General features: G+C 40.3%; 10 protein-coding genes and 3 pseudogenes. 7 read left to right on the forward strand and 6 right to left on the reverse strand.

Features of this window, described 5'->3' with window-relative positions:
- Positions 1-71: 71 nt before the first annotated feature.
- Entirely contained in the window at positions 72-416 is a 345-nt protein-coding gene (gene erpA / locus PXH59_RS11335) for an iron-sulfur cluster insertion protein ErpA (RefSeq protein WP_047771810.1), read from the reverse strand.
- 564 nt (positions 417-980) lie between these two features.
- On the opposite strand from erpA, the gene PXH59_RS11340 reads away from it, so the two are divergent.
- The 7 genes and pseudogenes from PXH59_RS11340 (at position 981) to hemL (ending at position 7,220) form a co-directional block, all read left to right on the forward strand.
- The gene (locus tag PXH59_RS11340) at positions 981-1,742 is read left to right on the forward strand and encodes a hypothetical protein (RefSeq protein WP_285808400.1); all 762 of its coding nucleotides are present in this window, start codon (positions 981-983) and stop codon (positions 1,740-1,742) included.
- Between the two features lie 32 nt (positions 1,743-1,774).
- Complete coding sequence (locus tag PXH59_RS11345; protein WP_285808402.1) at positions 1,775-2,482, forward strand: hypothetical protein; 708 nt, start codon at positions 1,775-1,777, stop codon at positions 2,480-2,482.
- Between the two features lie 278 nt (positions 2,483-2,760).
- Positions 2,761-3,048 (forward strand): annotated as a pseudogene (locus PXH59_RS11350) (transposase); the annotation flags it as partial.
- A gap of 62 nt (positions 3,049-3,110) precedes the next feature.
- Positions 3,111-3,434 (forward strand): IS630 transposase-related protein, encoded by a 324-nt coding sequence (locus PXH59_RS11355; RefSeq protein WP_047769920.1) that lies wholly within the window; start codon positions 3,111-3,113, stop codon positions 3,432-3,434.
- Positions 3,415-4,161, forward strand: a pseudogene (locus tag PXH59_RS11360) (IS630 family transposase). The gene PXH59_RS11355 and the pseudogene PXH59_RS11360 overlap by 20 nt, the downstream one beginning before the upstream one ends.
- Positions 4,162-4,792: 631 nt before the next feature.
- Complete coding sequence (locus PXH59_RS11365; RefSeq protein ID WP_285808404.1) at positions 4,793-5,119, forward strand: hypothetical protein; 327 nt, start codon at positions 4,793-4,795, stop codon at positions 5,117-5,119.
- Between the two features lie 817 nt (positions 5,120-5,936).
- Positions 5,937-7,220 carry a glutamate-1-semialdehyde 2,1-aminomutase gene (hemL, locus tag PXH59_RS11370; RefSeq protein WP_285808405.1) on the forward strand — a complete coding sequence of 428 codons (1,284 nt, stop codon included), beginning with the start codon at positions 5,937-5,939 and terminating at the stop codon, positions 7,218-7,220.
- A 141-nt stretch (positions 7,221-7,361) separates the two neighbouring features.
- Here the strand turns inward: hemL and PXH59_RS11375 are convergent, their stop codons facing one another.
- From PXH59_RS11375 to PXH59_RS11390, 5 genes and pseudogenes are all read right to left on the reverse strand, one after another.
- Positions 7,362-10,478, reverse strand: coding sequence for a type I restriction endonuclease subunit R (locus PXH59_RS11375; RefSeq protein ID WP_285808407.1), 3,117 nt, complete (start codon positions 10,476-10,478; stop codon positions 7,362-7,364).
- 24 nt (positions 10,479-10,502) lie between these two features.
- A complete protein-coding gene (locus tag PXH59_RS20095) occupies positions 10,503-10,682 on the reverse strand; it encodes a hypothetical protein (protein ID WP_327213537.1) in 180 nt (59 codons plus the stop codon).
- A 76-nt stretch (positions 10,683-10,758) separates the two neighbouring features.
- On the reverse strand, positions 10,759-11,262 hold the full coding sequence (locus PXH59_RS11380; RefSeq protein WP_352232060.1) for a hypothetical protein: 504 nt from the start codon (positions 11,260-11,262) through the stop codon (positions 10,759-10,761).
- Between the two features lies 1 nt (position 11,263).
- A complete protein-coding gene (locus tag PXH59_RS11385) occupies positions 11,264-12,523 on the reverse strand; it encodes a restriction endonuclease subunit S (RefSeq protein ID WP_285808409.1) in 1,260 nt (419 codons plus the stop codon).
- Positions 12,520-14,077: pseudogene (locus PXH59_RS11390) on the reverse strand (type I restriction-modification system subunit M). The gene PXH59_RS11385 and the pseudogene PXH59_RS11390 overlap by 4 nt, the downstream one beginning before the upstream one ends.
- Positions 14,078-14,294 lie beyond the last annotated feature (217 nt).

Genomic DNA, 14,294 nt, shown 5'->3' on the forward strand with positions numbered 1-14,294 from the left:
GAAAAATGACAGTCTCTTGCAAAATGGCCTTCTAAATAAGAGGCCATTTATTGCAATAGTGAATTTTCCCATTAGACACTGAAAGAAGAGCCGCAACCACACGTGGTTTTTGCATTCGGATTGGCAACAATAAAACGGGAACCTTCCAACCCTTCGGTATAATCCACGCAAGCGCCTATCAGGTATTGCAGGCTCATTGGGTCAACAACCAATTCAACCCCTTGTTTCTGGATCGTCATATCACCTTCGTTAATTTGATCATCGAAAGTGAAACCATACTGGAAACCGCTACAACCACCACCTGTAATGTAAACCCGCAAGCGCAGGTTCGGGTTATCTTCATCAGCAACCAGTACTTTGACTTTATTGGCTGCGGCATCAGTAAACTGCAAAGGCAATGCAGCATCATCGCTCATACTTTTACTCCAGTCCGGTTTTCCGGTAAAAATTCTCGGAAAGTTATTTTATGCTTTCTGATCATGTTAGCCGGGATTATCCAATACCTGACTGATTCGTTCAAGTTTTGCCACATGAATGCAACAATTCGACGAGGGAATGATGCTTATCACGCGAGTACTTAAGTACTTTTTTGATAAAAATAAATCAAAGTATGCTCTCATTCTGCCTCGCAAAGCGAGCAATCATAACGGAATACCTACACGGTGGTATATTGTTTGCTTTTTACTCAAATTTGTTGTTAGGAAAAGTTTATTAGGGAATGTAGTTAAAGACTTTCAATATATTAATTTTATTTACATAATTATATTGACTCCTATTTGTTTTAATATAACCTGATTTGCAATTTCAGTAAAAATAGCCTTCCAATAATTCGGTGTTAAATTTTCTATAAAGTCAATTCTAAATATAAATACTGTCATTCCTGTTATTTTTCGATAAAGAGTCAAAATCTGCTGCTGACCACACCCACAAAATGTGGTTTTCAGTGAAGAGTAAACTTTATACTTTGAAAGGATAATATAATGGCTGGACAACTCACGGTAGTTCCCCCAAACGGTAACATCATCAAAGGGCAACCATTCAGTGTGGTTGTTTTGATAACCAATGAACCAGGTATTCTGGATACTGTGAATATTAGTGTCGATACTTCATCAGGAGTGACATTAATAAAGAAATTTCCCCCCTTAATTGCTAGAGGAATAATTTCCCAGCAACTAATATTTCAAGCTGACGACAGCAACAGTGATCACGAAATCAAATTTACCGCAGATTCGACGAGCAAACCGAAAGGGCAGGCAACCTATCATCCTGTTAAGAACCCAGATCTGAATCCCGATACTTGTGTACTGAGAGGAGCAGCGGCTTATTTGTATGACGCTAAGCCTGTTGAATTAACAGGGCAACCTCCATGTGGAACCAACCCATTTGTTTCAGCGTCAATCAATCCGATGACAAAAAAGGGTGTTCCAATTTCAAACTATGATATTCCGCTTCGTGCAACGGCCCCTTTGCGAATATTCGGGGATCAGAGTGAAATTCCACCATATGATGTTGATCAGGAAAATCAATATTATTACTACCTGATCAGTAAACCATCGAATGCTGCTGTTAACCTAAAAATATACGCCACTCAGGGACTCAGTCAGTTCGTCGGGATTGAAACAATATTTAGTGAGATAGAATACAATCAAAAACAAACCATATTTATTAATACCACTACATTAACACATCTAGCAGTTTTGAACCGCCAATCATTGAGGAAACATACTCATCTTCGACTTTAACAAGATCAGATCAAACGGATAATTTTCATTTCATGATTCCGAATTACCCAGGGGCTAAATCTGGTGATTTCATCATCGGTTTTGTGACCGACGATGAAAAAGACATTTATAAGAAACAGCTATGCATTGGACAGTTAGAGCGTGAACATAACGGATATTATAAATTACCAGTCGATTACAGCAATCTATACGATGGTGATAATTTTATCAGCTATGTTGGGCTTGACCAACACGGCAACACATTAGGATCTAAGCCTAATTACATAAGCTATGATAGCGGGGGCAATAACAGCCCAGACCCCAATGATAAAGACCGGACTCTGGTTGCGCCGGAATTACATGATCAATTCGGTCGATTTATTGGCATATATCAGTCAGTCAATATCAACAGTATTGGTACAAAAGGGCTTGAGGTTTGGGTGCCATCAGATTCCAGTAATCTAGAACACACCATCGCACCAGGTGACATGATTACGATTAAAGCCTATATCTCATATTGTGTCGATACCATCTCTTCACCACCACGTCCTTTACCGATTGTAGTTATTGAAAATCACACCGTGAATCAGCGTGAAATAACAGATGGTTATTATAAGATTCTCATCAAGCCTGAAAAATTGCTGGGTTATGATTCATCAGATGATGATGTTGATGGAACTATTGCGGTCGATTATCTCCGTATTGCCGATAGTAAAAAATCGAAACTTTTTATTAGGAGCTTGGGTACAGTTGCGCCTTAACTAACGGAATCTGTGGCTTGTTAATAGATCTATTAGCAGCCACTTTTTATCAAAAAATTATATAGCTAGAGGTGATTGATTGTATACCAATCGTCATTGAAGATGCTTGATTTCTTATCCCAATCCGATCATGCTTACGACCATGAAAATTCATCTGACACCAGAACAAAAACGCGCCCTTGAATTGATGCATGAGACTACTCGAGACAGTCGAGTCTGTGATCGCATCAAGGCCATGCTTTTGGCGTCAGAGGGCTGGACAGCTCAGTTATGCCTGAATGAAAGACGGAGAAAATCAGGTAAAAGTCGTCGAAACCACGGGCAGTCGCACCCGTTTCAATATTCTGGGTATCCTCAATTTATAACGCATTGAAGACACGGTGATCCGTGAATATCCGAGTATCAATGCTGAAAGCATCGCATATTTTTTCGGTGCGCTCCGGAAAACTTACCCACTTTTGCAAAAAATCCATATTATTCTGGATGGTGCAGGTTACCACCGAGCCGAGTTGGTGAAAGAGATGGCATATGTCCTGAATATTGAATTGCATTACCTCCCGCCTTATATAGCAGAATCATACCAATATGGCATAATATCCCAATCCAATATGACAAGGCATAAAGTGAAATGGGTTACAGTCTAGATTTTCGAAAAAGAGTCCTGGCATACAAAGATAAACATTCGTTGACTTTCGAGCAAACGAGTGTCCATTTTGAGATTTCTATTCGTACCCTGTTCCGGTGGAGCCATAAAATAGAACCTTGCATGACGCGTGATAAGCCTCCCATGAAAATCCCTGATGAGGTGCTTATCGCGGATATCCAAAAATTTCCCGACGATTATCAGTGGGAAAGAGCAAAACGTTTAGGTGTCTCGCAGTCGGCTATTCATTACGCCTTGAAACGACTTCGGCTCACGCATAAAAAAAACGCTGGAACACCCTCGCGCTGACCCTCAGGCTCGTCAAGCGTTTGTCGAGCGGATCAATGGCTATGAACAGGCAGGCAAACCGATAGTTTACTTAGATGAAAGTGGTTTTGCTCAATCCATGCCACGTACACATGGGTATGCTGAAAAAGGACAGCGCTGTTTTGGTACACACGACTGGCAGGCGAAAGGCCGTATTAACGTGATTGGGGCCATTCTCAACAATCGCTTCGTCACCTTAAGTTTGTTTACCGGGAGCATTAATGCGGATGTCTTTCATGCATGGATAACGCAAGATTTATTGCCAAAACTCCCGCACGGTGCAGTGATAGTCATGGATAATGCGTCTTTCCACAAAAGAAATGACACGAGACAAGCGATAGTGGATAGCGAATGTCAACTGGAATGGCTTCCTGCTTATAGCCCTGATTTGAATCCGATAGAACACAAATGGGGTGGAGCAAAAGCAATAAGAAGACAAAAGAGATGTTCAGTTGATGAGCTGTTTACAGAGCATATTGAATATGCCATGTTATGATGATTTTGCTATAGCCCGAATCTCAATCCGATTGAGCGATTGTGGAAGTATATGAATGAGCAAGTGCGTAACAATGTTTATTTCCCGGATACGAAAACGTTTCGTGAAACCCTTCGTCACTTTTTTCATGTCACTTTGCCAGAAAAAGCGAAAGAACTGACGACTCGACTGACTGACAATTTTCAGATTTTAAAACCTGCATCTTCAAGTTAGATTGGTATAAGCCAAGATGAACTGGTCGTCATAATAAAAAAGAATGAAAAAGTTCGTGTTGGATATAAAATCATTGTACATCTGACGCCATATCTATCATCAATACCATTTTTTATCACAGATGAAAATATTGATGATCCAACGTATCAAATAACCATACCTTTTTCTGCTATTCCTCCCGGAAGTTATGATATTTACTATACCATCACTGACTTACTAAGTAATGAAGCTAAATCTGAAAGTATCTACGTCACAATTCAAAAGACAGAGCCACCAAAAAAGACAAATCCTCCGCAACCATCTCTTGAAGCAATACTAACAATAACCGGATATCAACCAATCGGTGATGAATATGAAATACTGACAATTCGGATTCACGATAAACAGACATCTGAACAAATTAAAAACGCGCCCATCTCTTATAAGATAGATCCAGCCATAAACATGAGTAATGTATCTGAAATTGCTTCAAACCCCGATACGATACAATCAATGACCACAAATGAATACGGACAATTTAGAATAAACCTGCAAGGTCAGAAGGGAGGATATGGCACTATAACGGCTACAGCCAACAATCATGTTGGAAGCATAAAATACACCATGGGACAATATTAAGGAGAGATTAATAATGGCAATAAAAACACTTTATCTTCCAGATATAAAAAATGGTTGGACCATTTTGTATTTATATCAGAGTCAACCTAACCCTGGTTGTGAATTTACTTTTACACTCAAAGATGGTCACGATTATGATAATATCAACCCCTATATAAACCCTCGGGGTGGAGGTATATCTCAATACGTAGGATTAGATGGAGAATGTATATTAGTTATTAATTCAAACACTGATTATATTGATAATACCTGGGCTGAAAGTATTATCATACCAAATTCGGGGGGGGGCCAATTCTGGGAAGAAGCTATTATGCAGCCTTTGAGTTTGACAAAAGCATAATGGGATACAATCAATTAGTTCTCAGCGTGACAGCATGGCCTCACATCAGCACCACATAAACGCCCATTGTGTAATGTTGGAAGCATAAGCTGTCTGCAAAATTATTGAGGCTGGTATTGACGGAAGTCTGACCATAGATGAAAGAATTTCCATCATTCCAATTGTGAGAACCCCCAACACCTGTCTCAGCCCAAGTTTGGTCAGGGGCATCAATTGATGCACCTTTAATGACCGTAAGATTTTCACCACTTGACAGATTACAGGGTTCTGTCTCATCACCGGAAATGGACGTCGTGTTCGAAGAGCCGCATGATGATGAGTCCGCTATTGCATAAACACTTATACCCGGAAACAGTAAAGCTACTCTAAGAGTTATTGGGAATACAGCATGTCTGTATATCTTCATAAAAGGATCCCTAAATAACCTGAATTTCGTTTAAAAAACGGCTAAGGTGCCTGAAGCAACAAAATAGTGGAGGCCATCAGGCTATAATAGTTTAATTTAGAAAAAATTTATTGTTTCGTCTAATACTCAGTCCGAAATTTATACTCCCATAACAAAAATTCAGCTTTTAAACAGTAAAATAGACTACGAATTAGATAGAGATTTACGCCTATACAGATGATAATAATGAAATATAATTCATCAATCCAACAGCGAATGTCGATGTCAAGGGGTTAGACTCTGTGAGGAATAGCACCAGAGCATGTTGACGTTCTGAGAGAGGAATTTGAACAGAATGATGATTTGGCTTCCCTGGTGGGGTACTTTAAAATGACGTTCCCGTATCCCGTTATCTTTCAGGAGCTTTTATTGATGAGCCAGTCCGAAACGCTTTACTCTCAGGCAAAACATGTGATCCCCGGTGGAGTCAATTCACCTGTACGTGCTTTTAACGGTGTTGGTGGAACCCCCGTCTTTATTCAACGTGCGAATGGTGCTTACCTTTATGATGTTGATGGCAATGCTTATATCGATTATGTCGGCTCATGGGGACCAATGGTTCTCGGACATAATCACCCCGCTATCCGCAATGCCGTTATTGAGGCCGCAGAGCGTGGCTTGAGTTTTGGCGCACCAACCGCAGCCGAAGTGGAAATGGCAAAATTGGTCACTGAACTGGTTCCTTCCATGGATATGGTGCGCATGGTGAACTCAGGTACAGAAGCCACAATGAGCGCCATTCGTCTGGCGCGGGGTTATACCCACCGTGACAAAATCATTAAATTCGAAGGCTGTTACCACGGCCATGCTGATTGCTTGCTGGTAAAAGCCGGATCAGGTGCCCTGACGATTGGTCAGCCCAATTCGCCAGGTGTTCCCGCTGATTTCGCTAAACACACCTTGACGTGTGTTTACAATGACCTGAATTCTGTCCGTGAAGCCTTCGAAAAATACCCAGAAGAAATCGCCTGTATTATCGTCGAACCCGTCGCGGGTAATATGAACTGCATTCCACCGCTACCAGAATTTCTGCCGGGTCTGCGTAAGCTGTGTGATGAATTTGGTGCCCTGCTCATTATTGATGAAGTGATGACGGGTTTTCGTGTCGCACTGGGTGGCGCACAAGAGTATTACGATGTTAAGCCAGATTTGACATCTCTTGGCAAAATTATCGGCGGCGGTATGCCTGTGGGTGCTTTTGGTGGCCGTCTGGAAATCATGGAAAAACTGGCACCCACTGGCCCTGTTTATCAGGCAGGCACCCTTTCTGGTAACCCAATTGCAATGGCTGCCGGTCTGGCTTGTCTGAAAGAAGTGGCCCAAATTGGTGTTCATCAGCGTTTAGGGGAACTGACCGACACGTTGGCAGCGGGTTTAAAACATGCAGCATCAGCAGCCGGCATCCCTCTGGTTGTTAACCACGTTGGCGGTATGTTCGGTATTTTCTTTACCGATGCGCAAAGCGTTACCTGTTATCAGGATGTCATGAAGTGCGATGTGGAACGTTTCAAGCAGTTCTTCCACTTGATGCTGGATGAAGGTATCTATCTGGCGCCTTCTGCGTTTGAAGCGGGCTTTATGTCCATCGCTCATTCAGATGAAGATATCCAACGCACTGTTGATGCGGCAGCACGTTGTTTTGCAAAACTGAAATAAATATTCTGCTTTCCCGAATCTCAGACGTCACTATTCTCTGTTATCAGTGGCGTCTTCACACCAAAGCCCGTATCGCAGCGGGGAAATATAAGGCCTCGCGTCGTCTTGCGGATTGCAACTTGAAGTTTATCGCGTATACATCTATATTTGCCCACCTACACCCTTAAACTTTTCAACAAAGGCAGCAATTTTCTGGAAAACGGTCTGCTTTTTCGTTCTGTATTCCGGGTTAAGTGGGCTTAACTTAGGTAGCGTTGAATTTAGCTCTGTACCATTTTCACTTGCATATTCTCGTTTTAATGATGCCGTAATATAGCGCTTAGCAGCATCTTCATTTAACTTTTCCGATCTAATTAACTCTTCTGCTTCACGCTTTTGTTCAATTTGAGCAAATTTGAAAAACTCATCAATGATACTGGCCTTGTCGATAATTTCATCCAAGTTAGTTTGATTAATGAAATCGACAATTAGACTTTCTTTTGCCCGATTGCCAAGGCTGGAACGAATTAAACGGCGAACTTCATCAATTAATTCTGCTTTATTTTTATTCTTTTTATTGTTTTCAAAAATCAACTCAAGAATGTAATCTAAATTAATTTCCTGCGATTTGAGCAAGTCCACTTCAAAGACGACATCATCCCAGTCAATAGTAGATTTATCTTTCTCGTTAGACGACTTTTCACGGCGTAACCAATCACGCGTATCATTATAGGTTGAGCGATAATCTTGAATAGTACGCTCAGTCGGCATCTCAATCGCTTGCATCGCGGCGATATCTTCATCACTTAGGTAGTATTTAGCCTTAAATGCCTCAACAGCCTCCGGATTACTGATATCTACATGTTGTAGAGCCTTTAATCCTGCAAATTCATCATAGTTTTGCAGTACATTCTCCGCACGCAAATATTCACCAAATAGTTTGGCAAAGTCTTTTTTATCTTGCTCTTTAACAATATCATCAGGATTAGGAAAGCGTCTTTGTAGCTCCGTCACTACCTCTAAAAATCCGCGACGTGCTTCACCGGTGACTAAATCAGTAAAGCCTTCCATGTATTCTTTATAGCTTTTTTCCAGCACTATGTTTTTGGTATTCTTATCGCCAAATAAAGTAATAGCCTCAACCGTAGCCTGTTCTAAATCACGGAAAGTGACGATATTACCAAAGGTCTTCGTGGCGTCATAAATACGGTTGGTGCGTGAAAAAGCTTGCATTAGGCCGTGGTAACGCAGATTTTTATCGACAAACAAAGTATTCAACGTCGGCGCATCAAATCCCGTTAAAAACATGCCAACAACAATCAGTAAATCTACTTCTTGATTTTTCACTCGCTGAGCAAGATCTTTATAGTAGTTTTGGAAACCTTGACTATCCACACCAAAATTCATTTTAAATGTTGCATTATAATCATCAATTGCGGCGCTTAAAAATTCTTTAGCACTACTGTCCATTGCAGTGAGTTCAAAACTTTCATCAATGATTTCACCAATAGCATCTTGTTCTTCATTGGCGGCAAAAGAGAAGATAGTGGCAACATTAAGCGGTTTTCTGTTCGTTTTATTTTTATCAGTCTCTTTTTGTAAATGCTTGAACGCTTCATAATAAGCTTTTGCAGCCTCCACACTGCTGACCGCAAACATAGCATTAAAGCCTTTGCCACCGGCTTGGAGACGATGCGTTTTTTGCCTGAAGTTATTTAAAATATACCGGGAAATTTCACGAATACGAACAGGATGTAAAAAAGCTTGCTTGTTTTCTGCCGCTGTTAATTTTTTTTCGTCTTGTTCGGTTTCAATGGACTTAAACTGTGGTCTTACATCGTTATAATCAACTTTAAACTTCAATACTTTTTCATCACGAATGGCATCGGTAATCACATACGAATGTAATTCTCGGCCAAATACACTACTGGTGGTGTCTGCACCCAAAGCGTTTTGCGGGAAAATTGGCGTACCCGTAAAACCAAATTGATAATATTTTTTAAATTTCTTCTTTAGATTTTTTTGTGCTTCACCAAACTGGCTGCGGTGTGCCTCATCAAAAATAAACACGACTTGCTTATTGTATATTGGTAAGTCGCTTTCACTTTTTATTAAGTTATTCAGTTTTTGAATGGTAGTAACAATAATTTTATTGTCATCTTTTTCAATATTTCGTTTTAACCCTGCGGTACTCTCCGAACCATTAACACTGTCAGGTGAAAAACGTTGATATTCTTTCATGGTCTGGTAATCCAGATCTTTACGATCGACCACAAAAAACACCTTATCGATAAAATCCAGCTCAGTAGCCAAACGTGCCGCTTTGAAACTGGTTAAAGTCTTACCCGAACCCGTAGTATGCCAAATGTAGCCACCACTCTCAGTATTACTCCAATTTTTAGCCTGATACGCACTTTTAATTTTCCACAAAATACGTTCAGTAGCCGCTATTTGATAGGGACGCATCACTAATAAAGTATTGCTAACATCAAATACAGAATAATGAATTAACACATTCAGCAAGGTATTTTTCTGAAAAAATGTCGCTGTAAAATCTTTTAAGTCTTTAATCAGCGTATTATCAGATTTGGCCCAATTCATGGTGAAGTCAAAACTGTTTTTATTACGCTTGGTAGTATTGGCAAAATAGCGAGTGTCTGTACCGTTTGAAATCACAAAAAGCTGTAAGTATTTAAACAGTGAATTTTCTGTATTAAAGCTTTCTTTACTATAACGGTGCACTTGGTTAAAAGCTTCTCGAATAGCAACTCCGCGCTTTTTAAGCTCAACTTGTACCAATGGCAGGCCATTCACCAAAATGGTTACATCGTATCGATTCGCTTGCGCCCCTGTTTGCTTGAATTGCTTAATGATTTGTACTTTATTACGGACAATGTTTTTCTTATCGACGAGATAGATGTTCTCAATATGCCCATCATCAAAAACAAAGTCGTGGATATAATCGTTATGAATCTTACGAGTTTTGTCTATGCTGCTATCGCTGGGCTTATCTAAGTACTGTTCAACAAAGCGTTGCCACTCACTTTCTGAAAAATTAACATTATTCAGTATCTGTAATTGCTCTCGCACATTAGCCAGCATATTTTGAGGCGTATTTAAGGTAGTAACATATTCATAACCTTGGCTGACTAAATCGTCGATCAATTCCCGTTCTAAATCACCTTCGCTTTGGTAGGTTTCATTTAGCTGCAATTCTTTAGTGTATTTATCGAGTACGATAAAGTTATTTGATTCAGCAACAGTTTTGTATTCGTACATACTTCACCTATAAATTCGATTACTCTAGTCTTCTGCCTGTTGAAAACGGTACATCGTATTAATTTCATTAACCAGATAGTGCAAAACACGCTTGTCATCATCCGTAAGCGCCGCGACCTCTTCACCTGCATGTTTTGAATGACTAGAGATATTAATAATCCTGGCTTCATAAGGGTTAGGTCTGCCATCATCGGTTTTTGACAATAAATCCCCCCACTTTTTATAGCCAAGGAATGTCGAGGTTTTTTCTAATATATTTCTTAAAAAGTTAAAGTGATACTTACTCAATCAGTGTGTAAAACACGCTCCAGATAACGTTGCTTTCTTCACCCTTTGATATTTTAACATTTTCAGTTTGTGCTTCATTGTCACGTTCGAAAGAAAACGTGACCTCTGCACCATTTTCGTCAAAATGCGGGGTTAGTTTTTCATCTGTATAGCGTTGAAAGTTAGCAATGATATTTCGGTCTTGCCCTTGGTCTTTCAGCACCCAATCTGTAAATGAATTCGGCTGGATTTTGAGTTTAGGTTCGGTATTCTCAGATAAGTCGTTATCCCAGTAAAACAAGTCTTCGGTAAAGGCGTTGTAATATAAAATCTTGTTGCGAGATAACTCAGCGTGATCCGTATCATTACTTTCATCATTATCGATTTTTGGCGCAATCAGTTGTTTAAATTCCCGCGAAAGCCGGGTTTTACCCGTGCCATTAAAGGCATAGATCAACTGTACGTTCTTGTTGGCCTCTTTTAATTGCTGTGCTATTTCCGTTAGCGTTTTACTCATATCATGCCTCTACCTCTGGTTTGGGAAAACTCAACAGCAGATCGCGATAATATTCATATTGCTTTTGACGTAGTTCAATTTCACGCGGTAAACCTTCGCTGATGGAGTTAGTTAAGGCGTCGAATTTATCTAGAATACCGACAAGACGATTCTGTTCTTCAATGGATGGAACTGGGATAGATATTTTTGCAAACCCATTAATCAACAATGTGTTGACTTTGGTTCGAGCAACATATTTTGCTTTCTCAGCAATAAATGGAGTTGTTTGCATACAATAGGAAACAAATTTCGGATTCATCGCATGACGGAAAGCATAACAGTGATCATGAATAGCTACTCTTTCATTTCCGATCCACGCAACAGCTTTGCCTACATCCTCAACTGTTTCTCCAACATCGGTTATCACAACGTCCCCCGGCTCTGCATAGCGTAAAGTCGTTGCCATTTCAGGTCTAACTTTTGAAAGCACATGACTGGTTGATACACCATACTGTGTATAAATTTCACCGTAGTGGATAACGCTTATACCGTGTTCTACATAATCAGCTTTAGTAAAACGTTTGCCACGAATAAATTCACCAATTTCCCCTAATGTCTTCCACTCCACCTCACTTTCTTCAAAACTTAACAACTGGTCACGATAGTAGTTGTACTGCTTTTTACGGGCGGTAAGCTCAGCGGTAAGCTCAGCGGTAAGCTCGGTAAAGGTGTCCAAAATGCAGACGATTTCGGTTTGGAATGCAAGCGATTTTTCTAGTTTTTCAGGATATGGAATAGGGATTTGGATTTTCGCCATATCAGATGCAGAAACATCAATTACTTTTGCTCCTTTTGCATATTTCCTTTTTTCATTTGCAAATTCGGTTGTTTGAGTGAAATAAGCAAAATATTTCCCTAAGATAATTGGGCTTGGTTTGAAAATTGTGGCATGCCCACCGGTAACTGCTTGTTGCTCGCCCAGATAAACCAGAGCCTTACCAACGTCTTCAAGGTTTTCACTTGTGTTTGTGATTACAACATCACCTGTATTAACCTTCCTTAATTTTTTGGCCAGCTCAGGCGAAACAAATGATTTAGTTTTTGTCGTAGAAAAACCGTAATAAGTATAAATTTGTCCATAGTGAATTGCCGGCACACCGGTTTCGGTAAAATCTTTTTTTTGTAATCCATTACCACGAACTAACTCACCAATTTCTCCCAAGGCCATCCATTCCACCTCGACACCATCAAGCAGTTTTTCCATAAAACTCATATTGCTCATGCCTTACTCTCCGTGCCTTCAATCTCAGCAACAATGGCATCAATATCCGCTCGCAACTGGTCGATTTTTTTAACGGTAGTCTTTAGTTCGGCATTGAGTTTTGTAATATCAATCTCTTCACGATTATTTTTAGCTTCAACATAGCTACTCACCGACAGGTTGTAATCGTTAGCAGCGATGGCTTCAAAACTGACTGATTTTGCCAAATGTTCAATATCAGCTTTGCTATCAAACACCTGCATGATTTGTTCGATATGATCATCGGTAAGTATGTTGTTATTGGTTTCTTTTTTAAACAGAGTGCTGGCATCAATAAATTGAGTGGTGGTATCAGTTTTGTGTTTAGACAGCACAAGAATGTTGACAGCAATGGTCGTGCCAAAAAACAGGTTAGGTGCCAATGAGATCACGGTTTCAACATAGTTGTTATCTACCAGATATTGGCGGATTTTTTTGTTCAGCCCCACCACGGTAAAAAATACCGGGAAAGCAAACAATCGCCGCGCGGCCTTTGCTGGATAAGTAACTCAATGCGTGCAGTACAAAGGCAAAGTCGGCTTTGGACTTCGGCGCTAATACACCCGCGGGAGCAAAGCGGTCATCGTTGATCAGTGTTGGATCATCATTGCCAATCCATTTCACCGAATACGGTGGATTAGAGACGATAGCATCAAAGGGCTTATCATCACCGAAATGCGGATCTAGCAGGGTGTTACCTAGCGCGATATTGAACTTGTCGTAGTTAATGTTGTGCAAAAACATATTCATACGCGCAAGGTTATAGGTGGTATGGTTAATCTCCTGACCAAAGAAACCGTCTTCAATAATGTGGTCATCAAAGTGTTTTTTAGCTTGTAATAGCAATGAGCCAGAACCAGCGGCGGGATCATAGATTTTGTTTACGCTGGTTTGCCCGTGCATGGCGAGCTGAGCGATTAGCCTGGAAACGTGTTGTGGTGTAAAAAATTCGCCCCCTGATTTACCCGCATTAGCAGCATAGTTAGAGATTAAAAACTCGTAAGCATCACCAAACAGATCGATTTTGTTACTTTCGAAGTGACCAAATTTAAGCCCTGCCACACCGTTTAAGACAGCGGCCAAGCGGATATTTTTGTCTTTAACAGTATTACCTAAACGGTTACTGGTGGTATCGAAATCAGCAAAAAGCCCTTTGATCTCGTCTTCTGATGGGTAACCGCTGGCAGAGCTTTCAATAGCTACAAAAATGGAATTTAAGTCTTTATTTAAATTATCATTTTTATTAGCATTTGCGGCAATATTAGCAAACAGCTGACTTGGGTAAATAAAATAGCCTTTGGTTTTAATGGCATCATCTTTAATATCGTCAGTGATAATATCATCTGAAAGCTCAGCGTAGTTGATACTCTCATCACCGCCTTCCATGTAGTTTGCAAAGTTTTCACTTATAAAACGATAAAACAGCGTACCGAGTACATACTGTTTGAAATCCCAGCCATCAACTGAACCTCTCACATCGTTGGCAATTTGCCAAATTTGACGCTGTAGTTCGGCTCGTTGTTGGGTACTTGTCATTGTGAAACTCCACTTTTAATCCGTTTTTGAATGGCCTTCGGCCCATAATCAGGCCGGTATTATAACGAGTAAAGACGTTCTAATCATTTTGAATTGCTACAAGTTTAGTCGTCATCTTGGGGCATTTTGGACATCCGTGGTTTTGATATTAGCTTAGCGACGATGATCAGAGCATCAATGAAGCCCTTTTTCTATCTAAAGCATACGGTACTGCTTA

This window comes from Xenorhabdus bakwenae (assembly GCF_030272115.1).
In the GTDB taxonomy this organism is placed as follows: domain Bacteria; phylum Pseudomonadota; class Gammaproteobacteria; order Enterobacterales; family Enterobacteriaceae; genus Xenorhabdus; species Xenorhabdus bakwenae.

Coding starts and splice junctions, on each gene's coding strand:
- PXH59_RS11385 (WP_285808409.1), bottom strand. CDS start 12,523: ATGAGCAATATGAGTTTTATGGAAAAACTGCTTGATGGTGTCGAGGTG.
- PXH59_RS11345 (WP_285808402.1), top strand. CDS start 1,775: ATGATTCCGAATTACCCAGGGGCTAAATCTGGTGATTTCATCATCGGT.
- PXH59_RS11340 (WP_285808400.1), top strand. CDS start 981: ATGGCTGGACAACTCACGGTAGTTCCCCCAAACGGTAACATCATCAAA.
- erpA (WP_047771810.1), bottom strand. CDS start 416: ATGAGCGATGATGCTGCATTGCCTTTGCAGTTTACTGATGCCGCAGCC.
- hemL (WP_285808405.1), top strand. CDS start 5,937: ATGAGCCAGTCCGAAACGCTTTACTCTCAGGCAAAACATGTGATCCCC.
- PXH59_RS11365 (WP_285808404.1), top strand. CDS start 4,793: ATGGCAATAAAAACACTTTATCTTCCAGATATAAAAAATGGTTGGACC.
- PXH59_RS11355 (WP_047769920.1), top strand. CDS start 3,111: ATGGGTTACAGTCTAGATTTTCGAAAAAGAGTCCTGGCATACAAAGAT.
- PXH59_RS11380 (WP_352232060.1), bottom strand. CDS start 11,262: ATGAGTAAAACGCTAACGGAAATAGCACAGCAATTAAAAGAGGCCAAC.
- PXH59_RS11375 (WP_285808407.1), bottom strand. CDS start 10,478: ATGTACGAATACAAAACTGTTGCTGAATCAAATAACTTTATCGTACTC.